Consider the following 19,647-nt stretch of genomic DNA (forward strand, 5'->3'; position numbering starts at 1 on the left):
GAATAGTTACGCGGTAGAGATGCTTCGGCTGCGCTCAGCATGACATTCTTTTTCTATAGCTTTCTACACTTGCCATTTACTCGTCGCCGGCTTTCTTAGGCTGATACTTAAACACCGCCGACGGCACGTGCTCCTTCGCAAAAATCTGCTCGAAGCGCGTGCGTAATTCCGGCTGCTGCTTGGCCACGTCGTGCTTTTCGCCGGGGTCCTTTTCCAGGTCATACAGCTCGATGGGGCCGGTGGGCGTGGCGGCCATGTTCAGGCGCACGGCTTTCCACTTGCCCAGGCGGGCGGCCACGCTGCCGCCCTGCTCATAGAACTCCCAGTACAGATACGGGTGCTGCTGCTGCCGGCCCTGGCCGGTGAGCGTGGGCACCAGCGAAAAGCCATCGATGCGGGCCGGGGGTTTCACGCCCGCCAGCTCCGTGAACGTGGGCAGCAGGTCCCAGAACGCCACCAGCTGCGGGCTCACGGCGCCGGCTTTTACACGGCCGGGCCACCGGGCAATGAACGGCTCGCGGATGCCGCCCTCGTACAAATCGCGCTTGGCGCCGCGCAGCCCGCCGCTGCTGTTAAAATAGGCCAGGTCTTTGCCGCCCTCAGGCGAAGGGCCATTGTCCGAAGTGAAAATGACCAGCGTATTCTCGTCCAGATGCAGCGCTTTGAGCTTGCGCATGATGTCGCCTACCTGGTCGTCGAGCACCTGCACCATGGCCGCTGCGGCAGCCTTGGGATAGGGCTGCGACAGGTAAGGGCCCGATTTGGCGAAGCCCGGCGCGCTGGTATCGGGACCGATGTAGGGTTTTTCGGGACCGAATTTTCCGATGTTGCGCTGCATGTAGGCCGGCGGCGCGGCCAACTCCGCGTGCGGAATCACGGTGGTGACGAACACGGCAAACGGCTCGCTTCTATGCTGCTCGATAAATTCCAGGGTTTTCTGGTGAATGAGCGTGGGCGCGTAGGTGCCGGAGCGGGCGCCGCGGTTTTCGGGCAGCAGCACTTTCTCCCGGTTGTGCCACAGGTAGTACGGGTAGTAATTGTGGGCCAGCGTCTGGCTGTTGTAGCCAAAGAACTCATCGAAGCCCTTATTCACGGGGTCGCCGCTGGTGCCGGGGCCGCCCAGGCCCCATTTGCCGAAGCAGCCGGTGGCGTAGCCGGCCTGCTTCAGCAGCTGCGGGATGATGACGCTCGAATCGGGCAGCGGGTACTGCCCTTCCGGCTTCACCGCCAGGTTGCCGCGCACGGGCGTGTGCCCGGTGTGCTGGCCGGTGAACAAGGCCGAGCGCGAGGGCGAGCACACCGCCGTGCCCGCGTAGGCCTGCGTAAACTTCATGCCCTCGGCGGCCAGCCGGTCAATGTTGGGCGTCCTGAACCGCTGCTGGCCGTAGCAGCTGATGTCGCCGTAGCCCAGGTCGTCGGCCACAATGAAAACAAGATTGGGCGGGCGTCGGGCGCGGGGCCTTGTTTGTGCAAAAGCGACACAGCCCAGCACACTCAGCAGCAACAGCAGTTTTCCGTATGTCATAGCGGGTCGGTTAGCCTCTCGTTTCACGGCCACCCGGCGGGCGGCAAACGCGGAGAAGCGAAGCTCCATCCTTCACCGCCGCGCAGCATCCTGCTCCGTCCTGCATACGCCCAAAAAAACGTCCTGCCCACCAACGGGCAGGACGTGCTCAGGCAGTGAAAACCCGGCGTTAGTGTCAAGGCAGCGGGTAGCGGGGCCGGGGCCCGGCGGGGGCGCCGCCGTTGCCGGGCTGGCGCCCCCGCCGGGCCTCACGGCGCGGCCACAAACCAGAAGTCGCCGGAATCGTTGAGGTTATGCCCTTCCACGTGGCCACGGGTGGCATTGTCGCCGGCGTAGTAGTAGAGCGGGTGGCCCTTGTAGGTGAGCTGCTCGCGGGTGCTGGTGGTGGTGCCGTAGGGCCCGGTGGTGGTGCTGGGGTCGCGGGTGATGGTGGCAAAGTCGGTGGCCCGCAGCGTGGAGGGCACGGCTGGCGCGCTCATATACAAGGCCGGCCAGATGGCCGCGCAGCCGCTGGTGCAGTTGGTGGGCTGGGTGCCGGGGCTGGTGTTGTCCTTGGCAAAGTAGTACAGCGTGCGCCCTTTGCCATCTACCAGAAACGTTTTGCTGGCCACAACGTGCGTGGTCTTGTCCTCCACCGTTTTGCTGGCCAGGGCCACGCCGTAGCTCGGGTTCACCACGTGCCAGATGCCGCCGATGGCATTGCCGCCGGTTGCGCCGGGGGCTTCGCGGGTGTACACGCCGCCCGTGGCCGGGGCGTAGTAGTAGAGGGGCCAGCCTTTATAGGTCGTCTGCTGGCGGCCGTCGGTGGTGGTTTTGGTGGCGAAATCGGCCGCATTCAGGGCTTTGGGCACTTTGATGTCGGCTTCGTAGTACACGGGCCACAGCGGCATGCAGGTGGCGCTGGTGCAGGCGTTGGTGCCGTCCACATCGCGGGCGAAGATGTAGAGCGTATTGCCGTTGGCATCGGTGAGGTAGGGGCCCAGCGTGGCCGAGGTGGCCACTTTCACATTGGCCACGGCATCCTGGTCGATTTGCTCCGTGGAGTCTTTTTTGCAGCCGGTAATGCTCAGCCCAACCGAGCCGAGCAGGGCCAGGGCCAGCCCCAGGGAGCCGACGCGTTTCAACAGAAAATTGGGGAGGGTTGCCATGATTAAGCAGGGAAGAAAGGTGATGGAATAGCGGCCGGCCCCGGAAAAAACGGGCACAAAGCGGCCGGAGCCGGCCGGGCGGGCCGTCGGGGCAGGGTGGCTGGGCCGGGCTGCAGGAGCCGGCCAGTCAGAAACAGGGAAACGGAATTGGATAGCCGGCCGTGAGCGGGCAAGGAAAGTCGGCGCCGACGTTCCATTATCCGGCCACGAGCCGGCCGGGCACCTTGCCATAGCGCCGGTCGCGAGCCGGGCGCTGCCGCCGGTGTCGGGGGCTACCACTGCTTACTCGGAGCGGGCAGGCAAAGGGTTGTGTCGGGCATGGTAAAAATTGGCGGACGGGGCCGGGCGGCCCTGGGCACCTGCCCGGGCAGGCCGGGCCGGGCGGCGCGCCGGGCCGGCAATTGCTAACGATTAAGCCGAAACCACCCGCTACCAATCAAATTAGCCGAAGTCAAAATCTAAAAATTTTTACCAATGCTTTTAATTAACTGATATACAGCAGTAAAATTTACCAATATTTTTGGCTTTTCTGGCACGTTTCTTTCTACCTTTGGGTTATAGACACGAACATTAGCTGGACGTACTAACAACAGAACCGCCATGAACGAGGCCACCAAAACCACCAAGGACATTACCAAAAAAGTTAAAGCCGAGAGCTACGATATTGCCCGCTCCGACGAAACGCTGGATTTGGCGAAGGACCTCGCTAAGTTCATCAAGGACAACAAGCTGACCACCAATGTGCAGGGCAAGGAGTTTGTGAACGTGGAGGGCTGGCAGTACGCCGGCTCGCGGCTGGGCATCGTGCCCATCGTGGAGCATGTCATCAACGTGAGCAGCCCCGAGGAAATGAAGTACCAGGCCAAAGTGACGCTCTTCGACCTGCGCCACGGCACCACGGTGGGTGCTGGCTTCGCCGTGTGCTCGAACAAGGAGAGCGGCAAGAAATTCTACCAGGAGTTTGCCATCATGAGCATGGCCCAGACCCGCGCCATCGGCAAAGCCTACCGCAACTGCCTGGCCTGGATTATCCGCGCTGCCGGCTACGAGCCCACCCCCGCCGAGGAAATGGACTATAACACCAACGTGGCTACCGCGCCCACCACTGCTCCCGCGCCGGTAGCGGCCCCGGCCCAGCCAGTGCCCGCCATGCAGGTGGTGCCCGCCGAGGCTCCCGCCGCAGTGGCCGAGGCTGCCGTTGCCCCGGTGCAGTATGCCACGGCTTCGCAGAAGGAGGAAATCATCCGCCTGCTGAACCACCCGGTGATTACCCGCCCGGAGAAAACCAAGATGCTGCTCAACATCAACCGCCTCGATGAGGAGCGCGCCGTGCAGGCCATCGCCAAGCTGCGCAAAGCCATCGACGACCGTGAGAACGGCGTGAAAGTGGCTGCTTAATTCTTTTCTTTCCCATTTCTGCCAGCCCGGCGCCGTAAGGTGCCGGGCTTTTTTGTGGGCGGCTGCCTCGTTTACGTTCACCCGGAACGCGGCTCGGTAATTTGCGGCCCCGCCGGTGCAATCTTCGCCTGCCGGACTACTAGGGCTTCGTTTTCCGCCGTCCTTTTTACACGCGCCCAACCGGCAAGTACCAGCGCAGGCCCCCGGGCCGAAACCCGAAACAGCCGAAGCCGAAAGGCCCGCCGTCCACACCATGCCAATATTCTTGAGTTGCCTGTTGTTTTTCAATCTCCTGTGCTTCCTGCTCTTCACCCTGGACAAGCGGAAAGCCCAACGAGGCCAACGGCGCATTGCCGAAAAAACGCTGCACCTGGCCACGCTGCCGGGCGCAGCGCCCGGCGCGTGGGCGGCCATCTGGCTGCTGCACCATAAAAACCGCAAAGCCGCTTTCTGGAGCATTACCCTGGTGCTGACGCTGCTGCAAGGGGCGGCGCTGTATTTTATGTGGCCCTTTTTCCAGGCAAAGTTTTAGCCGGGGCAGATGGCTGCAGGCGGGGAGATGGGGCCTGCGCGCCCTCCACTGGCGCGAGTCACGCTGCGCTACGCTCGCGGCAGTAACCGGTAATTCGTGGTGCGGCTGAGTCGATTTTGTACCTTCGTCCTATGCCCTCCTCCCCTACCGAAACCTCGCCCCTGGCGCTGCTGCGCGAGCATTGGGGCCACGCGGCCTTCCGGCCGGGCCAGGAGGATATTATCAACTCCGTGCTGGCGGGGCACGACACGCTGGCGCTGCTGCCCACCGGCGGCGGCAAGAGCATCTGCTTCCAGGTGCCGGCGCTGGCACGGCCGGGCATCTGCATTGTGGTGTCGCCGCTCATTGCGCTGATAAAGGACCAGGTGGACAACCTGCGCAAGCGCGGGCTGAAAGCGGAGGCCATCTACGCGGGCATGAGCCACCAGGAAATCGACCACGCGCTGGACAACTGCGTGTACGGCCGCAGCGTGAAATTCCTGTACGTGTCGCCCGAGCGACTGCTTACGGAGCTGTTTCAGGTGCGGGTGGCGAAGATGAACGTGGGCCTGCTGGCCGTGGACGAGGCGCACTGCCTCTCGCAGTGGGGCTACGATTTCCGGCCGCCCTACCTGCGCATTGCCGAGCTGCGCGCGAAGCTGCCGCCCGGCACGCCGGTCATTGCCCTCACGGCCACGGCCACGGCGCAGGTGCAGGCCGATATTGTGGAGAAGCTGCAGTTTGGCCCCAGCGGCCAGGTGTTTCGGCAGAGCTTTGCGCGGCCCAAGCTGTCGTACTCGGTGCTGCACACCGAGGACAAGCTGCGCCGGCTGCTGGAAGTGGTGCGCGGCGTGGGGCCGGGCAAAACCGGCATCGTGTACGCCCGCACCCGGCGGCAGACGGAGGACACGGCGGCTTTTTTGCAGCAGCACCGGTTTGCGGCGGCGGCCTACCACGCGGGCCTGCCGGCCGAGAAGCGCACCCAGGTGCAACAGGACTGGATTCAGGACAAAACCCGCCTGATTGTGGCCACCAACGCCTTCGGCATGGGCATCGACAAGCCCGACGTGCGCCTCGTGGCCCACCTCGACGCGCCCGATACGCTGGAGGCCTACTACCAGGAAGCCGGCCGCGCCGGGCGCGACGGCCTGTTTGCCTTTGCCGTGCTGCTGGCCGGGCCGAACGATGCCGACGAGCTGCGCCGCCGCACCAACCAGTCGTTTCCGCCGCTGGATACGGTGAAGCGCGTGTACCAGGCGCTGGCCAACTACTCGCGCACGGCGGTGGGCGGCGGCGAGCTGGCCGCGTTCGAGTTCGACATGCAGCAGTTTGCCGAAACCTACCGCATCAAGGCGGTAGATGCCCACAACGCGCTGAAGATTCTGCAGCGCGAAGGCTTCGTGCAATTGAACGAGGCCGTGAACCAGCCGGCACGGGTGCACCTCATCCTGAACCACCAGGATTTGTACGCCTTCCAGGTGGCCAATGCCCAGCACGATTTGCTGATAAAAGCGCTGCTGCGCCTGCACGGCGGCGAGCTGTTTTCGGATTTCCAGACCATTTCGGAAAACGCCCTGGCCACGCACCTGCGCCGCAGCGTGGTGGAAGTGCGCCAGCAGCTGCGCTACCTGCACACGGCCGGCATTCTGCACTACCAGCCGAAGCAGGAGGCCCCGCAGGCCATGTTCACCACGCCGCGCTTCGACGCCGCCAAGCTGCCCCTTGACCAGGTGAAGATGACGGCCGCCCGCGACCTGGCCCGCTCCAAAACCAACGCCGTGGGCCAGTACCTGAGCGGCACCCGCTGCCGCCAGATTCTGCTGCTCACCTATTTCGATGAAATCGACCCGGCGCGGTGCGGGGTGTGCGACATCTGCCTGGCTGAGAAGAAAGCGGCCCAGGCGGCGGAACAGGCGCCGTCCTGGCGCGAGCCGCTGCTGGCGCAGGTGCGGCTGGAGGCGCTGTCGCCACGCGAGCTGCTGGCCCGGTTTCCGCCCAGGGATGCGGCGGCCGTGACGGCGGCCGTGCGCGAGCTGGTGGACCGCGGCGAGCTGGCCTATGCGGCCGATGGAAAGCTGGTGCTGCCGTAGCGACGCATACTTGCGTCTCGCCGCCTGAGGGCTTCGCCCAAGGCCAGCCGTTCAACGACGAGACGCAAGTATGCGTCGCTACATTTCCCTTTATGAAACTAGCCCGCCTGGCTGCGCTGTCCTTGTTCGCTCCCCTTTTCAGCGCCACTGTGCCCGTCCCCCAAGCGCCCGGCCGCATCGAGCACCTGCTTGTGTCTTCCCGATTCGTTGGAGAGCTTAAACAAGATTTAATAGTGCACACTCGCAAGGTGGATGTGTGGCTGCCCGAAGGCTACCCCAAACTCGGCACGCGCTACGCCGTGGTGTATATGCACGATGGTCAGAACCTCTTCGACCCCCAAACCGCCTACGGTGGCGTGGCCTGGGAAGTGGATAGCACCGTGGCAGCACTGGGTTCCAGCATCCGGCCGTGCATTGTGGTAGGCATCTGGAATACTGCCCAACGCTTTCCGGAATACACGCCGGCAACGCCCTACGCCACCATGCCAGCCGCCGAGCGCACCAAACTGGAGCAGGAACGGCCGGGCCCGCCGCGGGCCGATGCCTACCTGAAGTTCATAGTGAAAGAGCTGAAGCCCTACATCGACCGGCATTTCCAGACTTCGCCCAAGCGGGCCGATACCTTCGTGGCCGGCTCCAGCATGGGCGGGCTGATTTCGCTTTACGCGGCGCTGGAATACCCGAAAGTGTTTGGTGGGGCGGCCTGCTTTTCCACGCACTGGCCGCTGAGCCTGCAGGAAAACTCGCCGGTTTTTACCGAGGCGATGGTGCAGTACCTGAACAGGAAACTGCCGCGCCACCAGAAGCCCAGGCTGTATTTTGACCACGGCACCGCTACGCTGGACGCGTGGTATGCCCCCCACCAACTGCGGGTGGACAGCGTGGGGCGCGCCCACGGCTATGACGAGCAAACCTGGCTAAGCCGCAGCTTTCCCGGCGCGGCGCACAGCGAGGCGGCATGGAAGAAGCGCGTGCCGCTGGCCCTGCAGTTTTTGCTGGGGCGGTAGCGGTGGGGCCTCTGTCTTTTTACTAAAAACGTTCTGCTGAGTGCAGCCGAAGCATCGCTGCCGGGGTTACTCTTTGCGGCAGCGATGCTGCGGCTGCGCTCGGCAAGACGTGCTGGTGCTGCCGTACCGCTACTTCTTCTCCGCCGCGTAGGCCATGTAGCCGCCCAGCAGGTTGCGCACGTTGCTGAAGCCCTGCTGCGTCAGAAACGCTTTGGCCTGGCCCGAGCGGGCGCCGCTCTTGCAGTGCACGATGATTTCCTGATTCTTCCACTCGTCGAGGTCGTCGAGCTTTTCGGGCAGGGTGCCGAGGGGAATGTTCTGGGTGCCGGGCATGCTGGCTTCTTCGTGCTCCCAGGGCTCGCGCACGTCGATGATGGTGGGGGTTTCGCCGGCTTGCTGGCGCTGGAGGAGTTCGGCGGGGGTGATGTCGGCCATGAGGTTGAGGGGGCTTAGGGTTGGGGGAATCCGGGACTTGGTGGGGCGAAAGTACGGCCGAAGGGTTCTTGGTTTCGTAACGCCGGAGCCGTTACCGGCGTGCGGCACAATCCGTACCTTTGTAGTTCGCTTCGGCCTGGTTTATTATTCCCATCCTCCATTTATCGTTTCTTCCCATGAAACATATTTTCTCTTCGCTGCTGCTCACGCTGGCCCTGGTGCCGGCCGCGCTGCACGCACAAACCGCGCCGCCCATGCCCCCCGCCGCGCCGGCCAACCTTTCGGGCGTGACGCTGCGCGACTGGTACCGCACCAACTGGTACGACGGCAAGCGCGTGGAGCTGAGCTACGCCACGGCCCGCGGCAAGATGTATAACTACGCCGACAACTACAACAACCTGGTAACCTGCGTGTACTCGGGCTACCAGGAAACCGTGCCCTACAGCACCACCAACACCAGCACCACCACCGTGAACCGCATCAACTGCGAGCACACGGTGCCGCAGTCGTGGTTCAACCAGACGGTGCGCATGCGCTCCGACATGCACCACCTCTACCCCACCTACGACACCTGGAACAACCTGCGCGGCTCGGACCCCTACGCCGACATTCCGGATGCCCAGACCCAGACCTGGATGCGCCTGCTGGTGAGCCAGAACACCATTCCGACCGCCAACCTGGCCGAGTGGAGCGAAGACACCAACACCCAGTTTGAGCCCCGCGAAGACCACAAGGGCAACGTGGCCCGCTCCATCTTCTACTTCTACACGATGCACGCCAATCAGCCCGACCTGATTGCGACCGGCCACAACAACATCAACACCATCGCCGACATCAACACGCTCTACGCCTGGCACCTGGCCGACCCGGTGGATGCCCACGAGATTGAGCGCAACCGCCGCGTGGCCGTGAGCCAGGGCAACTACAACCCCTACATCGAGCACCCCGAAACCGTGGCCATTGCCTGGGGCCTCACGCCGCCCGGCCCGGTGTTCAGCTTTGCCACGGCCGCCGGCACCATTGCCGAAGGCAACACCGGCACCGGCACCTACACCTTCACGTTGAACCTGGCGCCCGCCGCCACCACCGCTACCACCGTGCAGGTGAACGTGGACGGCACGAACTCGACGGCCACCAACGGCACCGATTTCACCTTTGCCTCGCCCGCTACCGTGACCTTCCCGGCCGGCAGCACCTCCCAGACAGTGACCGTGACCGTGAACGGCGACACCCAGCCCGAAGCCGACGAAACCGTCATTCTGACCCTCACCAACCCCAGCACCGGCAACAGCGTGGGCAGCCCCGGCACCCACACGCTCACCATCACCAACGACGACGGCCCGGCGCCCACCATCAGTTTCGCGGCGGCTACCGGCAGCATCACGGAAGGCAACACCGGCACCAGCACCTACACGGCTACCGTGACCGCCAGCGGCACCCTGCCCACCGGCACCTTCACCGTGCCGGTGAGCGTGGACGCGGCCAACAGCACCGCCACCACGCCGTCGGACTACACCCTCGGCACCACCAGCCTCACCTTCAGCGCCACGGCCCTCACCCAGACCATTACGGTGACCGTGAACGGCGACGTGACCTACGAGCCCAACGAAACCGTGCGCCTGCGCCTGGGCACGCCCTCCAACAGCACCATCATTGTGGGCCAGCCCAGCACGCACACGCTCACCATTCTCAACGACGACACGCCCCCGGCCGGCGCGCCCTGCACCAAGCCCTACTTCTCGCAGTACGTGGAGTCGAACGTGGGCAACACCAAGGTGCTGGAGATTTATAACCCCACCCTGAGCCCCATGCCGCTGGCCGGCAAGAGCGTGGTGCTGTACGCCAACGCGGCCACCACGCCCACCTTCACGCAGCCGCTCACGGGCACCATCGCGCCCGGCGACGTGTACGTGATTGCCAACACCGGCGTGACCGATGCCGGCGTGGCCGCCCAGACCGACCTGCAAAGCAGCGTGGCCTTCTTCAACGGCGACGACGCCATTGTGCTCTTCGATGGCACCGATACCCTCGACGTGATTGGCGTGGTGGGCCAGCGCCCCACCGAGTGGACCGTGCCCGGCGGCTCCACCCTCAACAACACCCTCGTGCGCCAGCCCACCACCAGCCAGGGCGGCCGCTGGAACGGCCCCTACGGCAGCGCCACCTGGAGCGCCGGCGGCGTCGATAACTATGCCGGCGTGGGCAGCTACACCAGCACGGCCTGCTTCATTCCGGCCGCTACCCGCAGCGCCTCGGTGCTGCGCAACAGCCTGGAGCTGTACCCCAACCCGGCCTCCGAAACCGTGCAGGTGCGCCTGCCCGGCCAGTCGGGCGCCCGCCCCGCCACGGTGGAGGTGCTCGATATGCTGGGCCGCGCCGTGCGCCAGCGCACCGCCCAGCTCAGCGCCACCGAGGCTACGCAGGTAGACCTGCGTGGCCTGCCCGCCGGCCTCTACGCCGTGCGCGTGCAGTGCGCCGGCCTGGAGTACACCGGCCGCGTGGTGGTGCAGTAATCCTTATTGCCGATAACCTGAAAAGCCCCCGGCCGCAAGACCGGGGGCTTTTTGTTGGCGCTGAACGCGGGGCGGCTTAGGCCAGAATGTCGGCGTACTCGTCGTGGTGGCGCTTCACGAAGCCGTGCATGAAGGTGCAGGTGGTTTTCACTTTCAGCTTCTGCTCGCGGGCAAAGGCCAGGGCCGTGCGGGCCAGCTCGTCGGCCACGCCCTGGCCGCGCAGGGCCTCGTCCACGAAGGTGTGGGTGAAGTCGATGAGGCCCTCGGTGGGGCGGGCGTAGGCCAGCTCGCCGGAGTGGCCGTCTTTGGTGAGGGTGAACTCCTGGTTTTCGGCGTCGTGCTGAACGGGCATGGGAAAGGGATTTTGAGGCGGAAAATGCGGCAGCGCGGGGCGAAGGCCAACGACAGCCGCCCGTTTGCGTAGAGCAGGGTAAAGACGGACGGTGTCCGTTTGGTTTTTCACTTTCCTACTTTTTTCCTGCTGCATGGCCACCTCCATCCCCTCCCTCCCCGCCCACCGCGACGATAACGACAACGATAACCGTCCGCTCGACCAGCAGAACCGCGCCGCCGACGCCCAGCTCAATCCCCACGACCCGGCCGCCCAGGCCAGCGCCCCGCAGTACGGCACCTTCGGCCACGCCGATGACGCCGCCTTTGCGGCCAGCAACGCCGGCGGCCGCAGCGGCGCCAACGACAACCCCGACGAGTTCAGCGAATTCCGCGACCGCGAGAAAGAAGCCCAGAACGCCCCCGCCCGCCCCGAGGACCAGCCCGGCCACATCGAGCAAAACCAGGCCACCGAAGAAGTGCGCGAAGCCGAAGCCAACGGGGCCGACAACGCCGAGCTGCGCAAAGCCTGGGCCGATGACGACCCCCGCTATGCCGGCGGCGGCACCCACAGCACCCGCGACGAGGATGCCGATGCCCAGTACCCCAACAACGACGACAATTAGTTTCGCTAATATTGCAGCTGTCAGCCTGAGCAGAGCGAGGGGCCTTTTCGCGTTCGGATAGCCTGGAATGCGCGAAGGTCCTTCGCCGCGCTCAGGACGACAGCCTTTTTTTCACACCCTTCTTATCATGGCCACCACGAACCCGAACAATCCCGCCGCCGACGAACCCGCCGAAGACGGTGCTTCCACGCCCATGCTCAACGCCGAAACCTACGGCCAGCAGCTGGACGACAACAACGCCTCCGGCCAGGAAAAAGCCGACGAGATGGACGACTCCCTCCGCTCCGACACCCAGGAAATGAACGCCGCCAACGGCCCCGCCCCGGCATCGGACGAGAACCTGCCCAAGGAGCTCACCAACCCCAGCGACCGCGCCTTTACCCTGCCCGAAGAGCAAAGCTAGCAAACGCCCAAGCCAGGCAAAAAGCCTGTCATCTTACGCTCCGCGTAGGATGACAGGCTTTTTGCCTGGCTTATTGCCGCTATCTACCAGCGCCAGCCCACCTGCGCCCCGCCGTACCACGCCCGCCCCGGCGCGGGCTGAAAGTAGCGCCCGCCAAAGGCGTTCAAGTCATTGCCCAGACTGTAGCGGCGGTTGGTGGCGTTGTCGATACCGGCATAAACATTGATATCCAAATGGCCGAAGCTGCGCCGCCAGCCGCCCCGCGCCCCAAACACCCAGTAGCCGGCCGCCTCCTCCGTATTGGCATCGTTGAGCACAATGCGGGCCTGGTGGCTGAGGCTGGGGCTGAGGTAGAAGCCCCGCCGCTCGCTGAAATCGAGCCCGGCGCTGAGGGTGTGCGGCGTGGTGCCGGTGAGGCGGTTGCCGCGCAGGTCGGCCCCGCCGCTGGAGTAGCTGCCGAAGCGGAAGTCGTTGTAGGCGTAGCTGGCCCAGGCGCGCAGGCCGCGCCCGGTCGTCTGCACGTTGTCGGGCATGGCCGGAACTTCCTCCACCTCCCGCCACAGCCAGCCGCTCAGCACCGCCTCGAGGCCGCGCTGGTGGGTGCTGCCGGTGTTGCGAAACACGACAATGGCCTGGTCGGTGGTGCTGCTGACGATGGTTTCACGCAGCTCCAGGTCGAAAGCCGTGACTTCGTAGGCCAGCCAGTGGGCGAAGAATTTTCCCCGCGCGCCCACCTCGTAGCTGGTGCCGCGCTCGGCCTGCAGGTCGCCGTTCAAGCGGCCGTCGGAGGTCCGGATTTCGTCGGTCGTCGGTGGCGAGAAGCCCGTGCTCACGCTGGCATACACCGACAGGCCGGGGCTGAACTCGCGCAGCAGCGCCACGCGGGGCGAGATTTCGGGCCGGAAGTCGCGGCCGAACTCGTAGCCGCCGGGGTTGGCGGCCGCGTCGCTCACCCGCGCAATGCGGTGGCGCAGGCGGTTGTAGCTGGCCGCCACGGTCAGCTGGAAATCGGCCGGCAGCTCATAGTCGGCCTGCGCGAAGACGAAGCCGGTGGTGGTGGTGATTTCGTCGTTGTAGCGGAGCGCGCCGGGCGTGCCGCCGTTGTTCTGGTAGCTGCGCCCATCGGTGAAGCCGGCCTGAAACTCGCCGCCGCCCTGCAGGCGCAGCACCCGGCCGGCCAGCGCGGTGCGGTAGCTTAGGGCCGTGCGCCCGCCCAGGCCCACGCCGGTGTTGCGCTCATAATCGACCAGATACGGCGTGCGAATGACCGTGCCGCTGCCGTAGAGCGTGGTTTGCAGCGCCAGCTTATCGGTGAACCGGTACTCGTGCGTGAGCCCCAACAGGCCCGTGCGCGAGGCATAAAACGCCTGCTGCGCCACCGTGCCGGGCGCGGTGGCCGTGCCCGGCCGCGCCTGCCGGGGGTCGGCCTCGAACTGCGCCCGCGTGAGGCCGCCGGGCAGCTGGTAGCTGATGTCGGTGTAGAGAAAATGCGCGGCCAGCGTGGTTTTGGAGCCGGCCACGGTGCGGGCATCGAGGGCGAAAACGTCGCGCCGCAGGGCGCTTTGCTGGCGGTAGCCGTCGAGCTCCTGGTGCGCGTACTGCGCCCGGATGCTGGTGCCGGCGCTGCCCGTTTCGGCCGTGACGGTGCTGCGGCGCAGGCCGTAGCTGCCCACCGCCGCGCCCACCGCCACCCGGCTGCTGCCCGGCAGCACTTCCGGCGTGCCAAACAGCGCCACGCCACCAGTGCCCGCGCCATACACGCTGCCGGCCGGCCCTTTCAGCACCTCCAGCCGCCCGATGATGCCGGGGTCGAGCAGGTTGAGCGGCGTGCTGCCGCCGGCCTCGGTGAAGGGGATGCCGTTGTAGTACACCTTCACGTTGCGCACCCCAAACGGCGAGCGCAGCGTGCTGCCCCGAATGCTGAGCCGGTAGCTGGCCGTGGCGCGCTCCTCCAGCCGCACGCCGGGCAGCGTGTTTACGGCCTGCGTGAGGGCCGTGGGGCTGAACTGCTCAAGCACGCGGGCATCGAGCACGCCCACGGCGGCGGCGGTGCGGCGCAGCGGCAGCCGCTGGCCGTAGCCGGTGATGGGCACATCGGGCAGGGCCACGGTGCGGGTGGTGTCGGCCGGCGTCTGGGCGCGGGCAGCGGGCAGCAGCCCTACCAGCAGGGCGGGCGGCAAGAGGAAACGTGGGGGCATATTCGACGTTAGAGGAGAAAACGGCGGGGCGGCATTGGCCTGGGCTGTCAGAAACGGGGCATTGCCTCAATTGGAGGCATCTTGCCGTATGAAGTGCTACTTACCCTTTTTTGTGGCCGTTTGTTATGGGGCGGCCCGGCCGGTGGCCGCCCAGCAGGTCAACCGGATTGATGATTTCAACGCCGTTGGCTGGTACGTGTACCAGGGCGACCATAAGCTGGGGCCGCGCTGGACTATCCACACCGAGTACCAGGCCCGGCGCACGCACCTCGTCACCGACTGGCAGCAGTCGCTGCTGCGCGGCGGCCTGGGCTACCAGGTGCTGCCCCGCCTGAAGCTGGGCGGCGGCTACACCTTCCTCAACACCCACCCCTACGGCCGGCACCCCGTGGCCGATGCCGGCACCTACCCCGAGCACCGCTTCTACGAAGACGTGACCCTGAGCGACACCCTGGGCCGGTTCAGCCTGGCGCAGCGCGTGCGCCTGGAGCAGCGCTGGATTGGGGTGCCCGGCGCCAGCGGCCCGCTCAGCAACTCCAGCGTGTGGCAGCGGCAGAACCGCATCCGCTACCAACTGGCGGTCGAATTCCCGCTGCAGGGCCCCACCCTCGACGACGGTGAATGGTACCTCACCGGTTTCGATGAGGTGTTTCTCAACTTCGGCCGCGAAATCACCGGCAACGTCTTCAACCAGAACCGCCTGGCCGGCGGCGTGGGCTACCGCTTTCAGGAAAACTTCCGCCTGGAGCTGCAATACCTCAACCAAATCACCCAGCACTACGACCCCGACCCCATCACCAGCTTCCCGGTCTACGAGTTCAACAACGGCTTCCGCCTGGGCCTGACGTATGATTTGACGCTGATAAAATAAGATTAGTTTCTGCCCCCATGCCCGCCCTCTCCCCCGACCTGCGCCGCGCCCTGTTCAGCCTGCCCGAGCGTGAAAAAGACCAGCTCCTGGCCCGCCTCGTGGCGCAGGATGCCGTGCTCACCGAGCAGCTGGCCTACCGCCTGCTCGAAGGCCCGGAGGCGCTGGAAACCCGCCGCGCCGTGCTCCGCACCCAGGTCGACGACCCCGTGCGCGGCTTCCACCCCACCCCCAACGACCTGCTCGTGATTCTGCGGCAGCTCCAGGCCCGGCTGGCCTACCACGCTAAGATTACCGACGATGCCTTCGGCGAAGCCGAGCTGAGCTGGCGCCTGCTGGCCAATGTGTTTCGCCACCAGTCCGAGCTCACGGCGCGCCTGCACGGCCCCACCCAGCCGCTGCTTCAGCACCTCACCAGGCGCACCCAGGAGGCGCTCAAACAAACCACGCGGCTGCACGAAGACCTGCACCTGGAGCTGGCCGAAACGGCCAATGCCGTGCTGGCCGCGCTGTGGCTGTCGGGGGCTGCCCCGCTGGCGCGGGAGGCCGGCCTCCCGGCGCGTTTCGCTTCCTGAAACCGCCTGTCATCCTGAGCGGAGCGAAGCACCTTATCACGCAAAAGCCAGCTGTTCAGCGGTGATAAGGTCCTTCGCTGCGCTCAGGATGACAGGCGATGGCATTCATCGTTTCACCACCTTGCCTCACAGGGCCCGGAATACGATGGGCATGGTCACGCTCACCCACACGGGCTGGCCGTGCACCTTGCCGGGGTTCCACCAGGGCATGAGGCGCACGAGGCGCAGGGCTTCTTCGTCGAGGCCGGCGCCGAGGCCGCGCACCACGTGCGGGTCGTGGAGGTGGCCTTCGGGGTCGACCACAAAGGTGAGGTACACTTTGCCGGAGAGGTGGCGGTCGAGGGCGGCGGCGGGGTAGTTGAGGCGGCTGCTCAGGAATTTCAGCAGCGCCGCATCGCCGCCGGGAAAGGTCGGCAGCTCCTCGGCGGTGAAGTAGACGGTGGGCGCGGCGGCAGTCGCGTGGCCGCCCTCTACCTGCATGGCCGTGGCATCGGCAGTCGCCACCTGGGCCATGGCCCGGCCGCCCGCTACGGCCACAAGCAGGCTGATGAGGATAAGAGTACGGCGCATGGCATAACCTGATAAAATCTACTTTACAAAGCTATAGACAAGGTTTCAGCGGCTAATTCACTTGGAATTATCCTTGTATTTCGCTTTTGTTATTAACTTAAATCAGGTATTTGCAACACCCTAAAAACTATTGCGTAAATGCCATCAATACGAAATAATGCCGGCGGCAAGGATGCTGCCGGTTTTCTTCCCCACCTTGTTCCTACGGTCATGAAAACCTATTTCTTCTCCCTGCTGCTGGCCCTCTGCATGGGGGCAGCCACTGTTGCCACTGCCAAGCCGGGTCCCGGCGCCCGGTCTAAGCGGGCCTACTCGCACACCAGCGAATCGGGCCGGGGCAAAGCCACGAAGGCGCGATTCCGCAGCCAGAGCATTCGCCCGGTCATCGACCTGCACCCCCACAAGGCCGGCGTCTTCAAAACGACCAAGTCCGCGCCGGCTTACAAGTATTACAACCCGCGCAGCTAGCCCAGGAGGGCCTTCAGCTCAAGCGCCGCTGCTTTGCCGGAAGCAGCGGCGCTTTTTTTGTATCCCCCCTGCCGCCAGCATCCTGCGCGGGGTTGAATTACGTAGAAACTATCTTTACCATTATCCACTACGGTTATCCTTCTGCCTGATGAAAAACACGTTACGCCTGTTTTTATTCGCCTTATTAATTGGATTATCCTTCTCCGGCCGGATACTGGCAACACCGCCCACCATTCCCGGCCGGCTGGTTTTGAAGCTGCGGCCCGGCCACACGCCGGCCGCGCTGGAAGCCGCCCTGAATGCGCTGAGCGCGACGGCCATTCAGCAGAAATTCCCGCACGCGCTGGCCCCCAGCCCCGAGCGGCCCGGCAGCGTGGACCTGCGCGGCATCTACCAGTGCCAGACCGCCACGGCGTTCGACAAGGCCCGCGCCCAGCTGCTGGCCACCGGCGCGGTGGAGTACGTGGAGCCGCTCTACATTCGCGAGCCGCTCTACCAGCCCAACGACCCGCTGGCCGACTCCACGCTCACCAGCCTCACGGCCAGCCAATACTACCTCAAGCAGATAAAGGCCTACCGCGCCTGGGACGTGACGCGCGGCGACAGCAGCATCGTCATCGGCATCACCGACGGCGGCGTGCGCCTCACGCACCTCGACCTGGCCCCCCAGATTAAGCACAACTACGCCGACCCCATCAACGGCCTCGATGACGATGGCGACGGCTACGTGGACAATTTCACGGGCTGGGACCTGGCCAACAACGACAACGACCCCGGCTACGACGTGGCCATCGTGCACGGCTCGCTGGTGGCGGGCGTGTCGTCGGCGCGGGCCGATAACGGCACGGGCCTGGCCGGCGTGGGCAACCGCTGCCGGTTTCTGCCGCTCAATATTTACCCGAACACGGCCACCGGCTCCTTCGCTGGCTACGAGGCCATTGTGTACGCGGCCGACCACGGCTGCCAGGTCATCAACATGAGCTGGGGCGGGCCGGGCGGCTATTCGCGCTTCGAGCAGGACGTCGTTACCTACGCCGCCGTGAACCGCGACGCGGTGCTGGTGGCCGCCGCCGGCAACACCAACGCCGACCTGCTCTTCTATCCCGCTTCCTACGACCACGTGGTGTCGGTATCGGGCGTCGATAATACCGACCGCAAGGTGGGCAGCGCCACGTTCAGCCACCGCGTGGACCTGGTGGCGCCGGGCGTGAGCATTCTCACCGTGTATGGCTACCACGCCGCCAACGGCGGCGGCCCGGCCGACAACGACTACACGGCCGTGGGCGGCACCTCGTTTGCCGCGCCCATGGTGGCGGCGGCGGCGGCGCTGGTGCGCCGGCAGTTTCCCACCTACAACGCCGACCAGGTGGCCGCCCGCCTGCGCCAGACCACCGATAACGTTGATGCGCTGAACACGACCTGGGCAGGCCGCCTGGGCACCGGCCGGCTGAACATGGTGCAGGCCCTCGCCCGCGCCAGCGTGCAGGAAGCCCGCGTGACGGCCAGCACCTTTGCCCCCGCCCGCCCCGCCTACGCCCCCGGCGACACCCTGCGCCTGACCACCGCCGTGCAGAACCTGCTGGCCCCGGTGGCGGGCCTCACCGTCACGCTCACCTCGCTCTCGCCCTACCTCACGGTGCGGGCGGGCAGCTTTGCGGTGGGCAGCCTGGGCACGCTGGCCCGGGCCGATAACGCCGCCGCGCCCTTCCGGCTGGCCGTGGCCGCCAGCGGCATTCCGCTGAACACCACCGCCACGCTGCGCTACCGCCTCACGGCCACCGGCGGCTTTCAGTACGACCAGTACGTGGACCTCGTGCTGAACCCCGACTACGTGGTGCTGAACGCCAACGACCTGGCCGTGACGCTGACCAGCCGGGGCAGTCTGGCCTACGACAACCTGGCCGGCACCGTGGGCGCGGGCCTCACCTACCGCACCAGCGGCAATATTCTGAGCGAAGGCGGCCTGCTGCTGGCCACCTCGCCCACCCGCGTGTCGGACCGCATCCGGAGCAGCGGGGGGCAGTCGCGGCAGTCGTTTTTCAGCCTGCGCCAGGCTGCCCGCCAGCAGCCCGGCCCCCGCGCCGACCAGGAAGCCCGCGTGGCGTTTCAGGACACCATTCCGGTGGCGGGCAGCCGCATCCGGAGCGTGGGCGTGGCCGTGCGCCAGCGGGCCTACGCCTGGGCCACGGCCGGCCGCCGCGACTTCGTGGTGCTGGAATATGCGCTCAAAAACCTCACGGCTGATACGCTGAAGCCACTCTACGCCGGCATTTTCACCGATTGGGACCTGCCCAATCCCGATGGGGCCGCCCGCAACGCCGCCGACTACGACACCACCCGCGCGCTGGGCTACTGCTACGCCCTGGGCCAGCCCACGACAGCCTCTGTGCCCGCCCAATACGCCGGCATCCGGCTGCTGCGCGGCGGCACGCCGGCCGTGTATTCCATCAACAGCAGCGCCCCGGCGGGCTCGCCCGTACGGCTGGCCGACGGATTTTCCCTTGCCGAAAAGTTCCTGACCCTGAGCAGCGGCACCGCCCGCGCCCAGCGCAGCGCCGGCCTGCCCGGCGGTGCCGATGTGACGCAGGTAGTGGGCACCCGCCTCGCCCGGCTGGCCCCCGGCGACTCCGCCACGGTGGCTTTTGCCGTGCTGGCCGCGCCCACTCTGGCGCAGCTGCAGGCCGCTGCCGACGCGGCGGCCACCACTTACGCCACCGTGCTGCCCAGCCGGCCCGCCGCTGCATTGGCGGGCTTCGAGGTATATCCCAACCCGACGGCCGGCCTGTTGCGGGTGGAGTTGCCCGGCAGCTTCGGGCTGCTGGAAATCCGGGTGCTGAATGCGCTGGGCCAGGCCGTATTGCGTCAGCCCTCTACCAGCACCTCTACCAGCCTGAACCTGGCCGGCCTCGCGCCGGGCCTGTACCTGCTGCGGGCGCAGGGGCAAACCGGTGCCGTAGCACGCCCGATAGAGGTTCGCTAGCC

17 protein-coding genes are annotated in these 19,647 nt (G+C 65.8%); 11 read left to right on the forward strand and 6 right to left on the reverse strand.

Going from position 1 to position 19,647, the window contains the following annotated elements:
* Positions 1–76: 76 nt before the first annotated feature.
* Both ACYVHT_RS01935 and ACYVHT_RS01940 read right to left on the reverse strand, forming a co-directional pair.
* Positions 77–1,594: an arylsulfatase gene (locus tag ACYVHT_RS01935; protein ID WP_460547384.1), complete on the reverse strand. Its 1,518-nt coding sequence runs from the start codon at positions 1,592–1,594 to the stop codon at positions 77–79.
* 179 nt (positions 1,595–1,773) lie between these two features.
* Entirely contained in the window at positions 1,774–2,673 is a 900-nt protein-coding gene (locus ACYVHT_RS01940; protein ID WP_460547386.1) for a COG4315 family predicted lipoprotein, read from the reverse strand.
* Between the two features lie 600 nt (positions 2,674–3,273).
* Between ACYVHT_RS01940 and ACYVHT_RS01945 the strand changes: the two genes are divergently transcribed.
* From ACYVHT_RS01945 to ACYVHT_RS01960, 4 genes are all read left to right on the forward strand, one after another.
* Positions 3,274–4,071 (forward strand): hypothetical protein, encoded by a 798-nt coding sequence (locus tag ACYVHT_RS01945; protein WP_460547388.1) that lies wholly within the window; start codon positions 3,274–3,276, stop codon positions 4,069–4,071.
* A gap of 277 nt (positions 4,072–4,348) precedes the next feature.
* Complete coding sequence (locus ACYVHT_RS01950; protein WP_460547390.1) at positions 4,349–4,603, forward strand: DUF1294 domain-containing protein; 255 nt, start codon at positions 4,349–4,351, stop codon at positions 4,601–4,603.
* Between the two features lie 131 nt (positions 4,604–4,734).
* Positions 4,735–6,672: a RecQ family ATP-dependent DNA helicase gene (locus ACYVHT_RS01955; RefSeq protein ID WP_460547392.1), complete on the forward strand. Its 1,938-nt coding sequence runs from the start codon at positions 4,735–4,737 to the stop codon at positions 6,670–6,672.
* Positions 6,673–6,905: 233 nt separating this feature from the next.
* A complete protein-coding gene (locus ACYVHT_RS01960) occupies positions 6,906–7,679 on the forward strand; it encodes an alpha/beta hydrolase (RefSeq protein WP_460547394.1) in 774 nt (257 codons plus the stop codon).
* Positions 7,680–7,808: 129 nt separating this feature from the next.
* Here ACYVHT_RS01960 and ACYVHT_RS01965 read toward each other — a convergent pair whose 3' ends face one another.
* A complete protein-coding gene (locus tag ACYVHT_RS01965; protein ID WP_460547396.1) occupies positions 7,809–8,114 on the reverse strand; it encodes a rhodanese-like domain-containing protein in 306 nt (101 codons plus the stop codon).
* 176 nt (positions 8,115–8,290) lie between these two features.
* On the opposite strand from ACYVHT_RS01965, the gene ACYVHT_RS01970 reads away from it, so the two are divergent.
* Positions 8,291–10,627, forward strand: a complete 2,337-nt coding sequence (locus ACYVHT_RS01970; protein WP_460547398.1) for an endonuclease — start codon at positions 8,291–8,293, stop codon at positions 10,625–10,627.
* A gap of 76 nt (positions 10,628–10,703) precedes the next feature.
* On the opposite strand, the gene ACYVHT_RS01975 is transcribed toward ACYVHT_RS01970, so the two are convergent.
* Positions 10,704–10,979, reverse strand: coding sequence for a GNAT family N-acetyltransferase (locus tag ACYVHT_RS01975; RefSeq protein ID WP_460547400.1), 276 nt, complete (start codon positions 10,977–10,979; stop codon positions 10,704–10,706).
* A 133-nt stretch (positions 10,980–11,112) separates the two neighbouring features.
* Between ACYVHT_RS01975 and ACYVHT_RS01980 the strand changes: the two genes are divergently transcribed.
* Positions 11,113–11,583 carry a hypothetical protein gene (locus ACYVHT_RS01980; RefSeq protein WP_460547402.1) on the forward strand — a complete coding sequence of 157 codons (471 nt, stop codon included), beginning with the start codon at positions 11,113–11,115 and terminating at the stop codon, positions 11,581–11,583.
* A 127-nt stretch (positions 11,584–11,710) separates the two neighbouring features.
* The gene (locus ACYVHT_RS01985; protein ID WP_460547404.1) at positions 11,711–11,986 is read left to right on the forward strand and encodes a hypothetical protein; all 276 of its coding nucleotides are present in this window, start codon (positions 11,711–11,713) and stop codon (positions 11,984–11,986) included.
* A gap of 83 nt (positions 11,987–12,069) precedes the next feature.
* Here the strand turns inward: ACYVHT_RS01985 and ACYVHT_RS01990 are convergent, their stop codons facing one another.
* Complete coding sequence (locus ACYVHT_RS01990; RefSeq protein WP_460547406.1) at positions 12,070–14,184, reverse strand: TonB-dependent receptor family protein; 2,115 nt, start codon at positions 14,182–14,184, stop codon at positions 12,070–12,072.
* A 112-nt stretch (positions 14,185–14,296) separates the two neighbouring features.
* Here ACYVHT_RS01990 and ACYVHT_RS01995 point away from each other — a divergent pair, with 112 nt between their 5' ends.
* Both ACYVHT_RS01995 and ACYVHT_RS02000 read left to right on the forward strand, forming a co-directional pair.
* Positions 14,297–15,055: a DUF2490 domain-containing protein gene (locus ACYVHT_RS01995; RefSeq protein WP_460547408.1), complete on the forward strand. Its 759-nt coding sequence runs from the start codon at positions 14,297–14,299 to the stop codon at positions 15,053–15,055.
* A 17-nt stretch (positions 15,056–15,072) separates the two neighbouring features.
* On the forward strand, positions 15,073–15,627 hold the full coding sequence (locus ACYVHT_RS02000; protein WP_460547410.1) for a hypothetical protein: 555 nt from the start codon (positions 15,073–15,075) through the stop codon (positions 15,625–15,627).
* Between the two features lie 126 nt (positions 15,628–15,753).
* Here the strand turns inward: ACYVHT_RS02000 and ACYVHT_RS02005 are convergent, their stop codons facing one another.
* Positions 15,754–16,197: an energy transducer TonB gene (locus ACYVHT_RS02005; RefSeq protein ID WP_460547412.1), complete on the reverse strand. Its 444-nt coding sequence runs from the start codon at positions 16,195–16,197 to the stop codon at positions 15,754–15,756.
* A 210-nt stretch (positions 16,198–16,407) separates the two neighbouring features.
* Here ACYVHT_RS02005 and ACYVHT_RS02010 point away from each other — a divergent pair, with 210 nt between their 5' ends.
* Positions 16,408–16,665 (forward strand): hypothetical protein, encoded by a 258-nt coding sequence (locus tag ACYVHT_RS02010; RefSeq protein ID WP_460547414.1) that lies wholly within the window; start codon positions 16,408–16,410, stop codon positions 16,663–16,665.
* Between the two features lie 148 nt (positions 16,666–16,813).
* A complete protein-coding gene (locus tag ACYVHT_RS02015; RefSeq protein ID WP_460547416.1) occupies positions 16,814–19,645 on the forward strand; it encodes a S8 family peptidase in 2,832 nt (943 codons plus the stop codon).
* Positions 19,646–19,647 lie beyond the last annotated feature (2 nt).

It is taken from the genome of Hymenobacter daeguensis, from assembly GCF_054780555.1.

Coding starts and splice junctions, on each gene's coding strand:
- ACYVHT_RS01935 (WP_460547384.1), bottom strand. CDS start 1,594: ATGGAGCTTCGCTTCTCCGCGTTTGCCGCCCGCCGGGTGGCCGTGAAA.
- ACYVHT_RS01940 (WP_460547386.1), bottom strand. CDS start 2,673: ATGGCAACCCTCCCCAATTTTCTGTTGAAACGCGTCGGCTCCCTGGGG.
- ACYVHT_RS01945 (WP_460547388.1), top strand. CDS start 3,274: ATGAACGAGGCCACCAAAACCACCAAGGACATTACCAAAAAAGTTAAA.
- ACYVHT_RS01955 (WP_460547392.1), top strand. CDS start 4,735: ATGCCCTCCTCCCCTACCGAAACCTCGCCCCTGGCGCTGCTGCGCGAG.
- ACYVHT_RS01965 (WP_460547396.1), bottom strand. CDS start 8,114: ATGGCCGACATCACCCCCGCCGAACTCCTCCAGCGCCAGCAAGCCGGC.
- ACYVHT_RS01970 (WP_460547398.1), top strand. CDS start 8,291: ATGAAACATATTTTCTCTTCGCTGCTGCTCACGCTGGCCCTGGTGCCG.
- ACYVHT_RS01975 (WP_460547400.1), bottom strand. CDS start 10,979: ATGCCCGTTCAGCACGACGCCGAAAACCAGGAGTTCACCCTCACCAAA.
- ACYVHT_RS01980 (WP_460547402.1), top strand. CDS start 11,113: ATGGCCACCTCCATCCCCTCCCTCCCCGCCCACCGCGACGATAACGAC.
- ACYVHT_RS01985 (WP_460547404.1), top strand. CDS start 11,711: ATGGCCACCACGAACCCGAACAATCCCGCCGCCGACGAACCCGCCGAA.
- ACYVHT_RS01990 (WP_460547406.1), bottom strand. CDS start 14,184: ATGCCCCCACGTTTCCTCTTGCCGCCCGCCCTGCTGGTAGGGCTGCTG.
- ACYVHT_RS02000 (WP_460547410.1), top strand. CDS start 15,073: ATGCCCGCCCTCTCCCCCGACCTGCGCCGCGCCCTGTTCAGCCTGCCC.
- ACYVHT_RS02005 (WP_460547412.1), bottom strand. CDS start 16,197: ATGCGCCGTACTCTTATCCTCATCAGCCTGCTTGTGGCCGTAGCGGGC.
- ACYVHT_RS02010 (WP_460547414.1), top strand. CDS start 16,408: ATGAAAACCTATTTCTTCTCCCTGCTGCTGGCCCTCTGCATGGGGGCA.
- ACYVHT_RS02015 (WP_460547416.1), top strand. CDS start 16,814: ATGAAAAACACGTTACGCCTGTTTTTATTCGCCTTATTAATTGGATTA.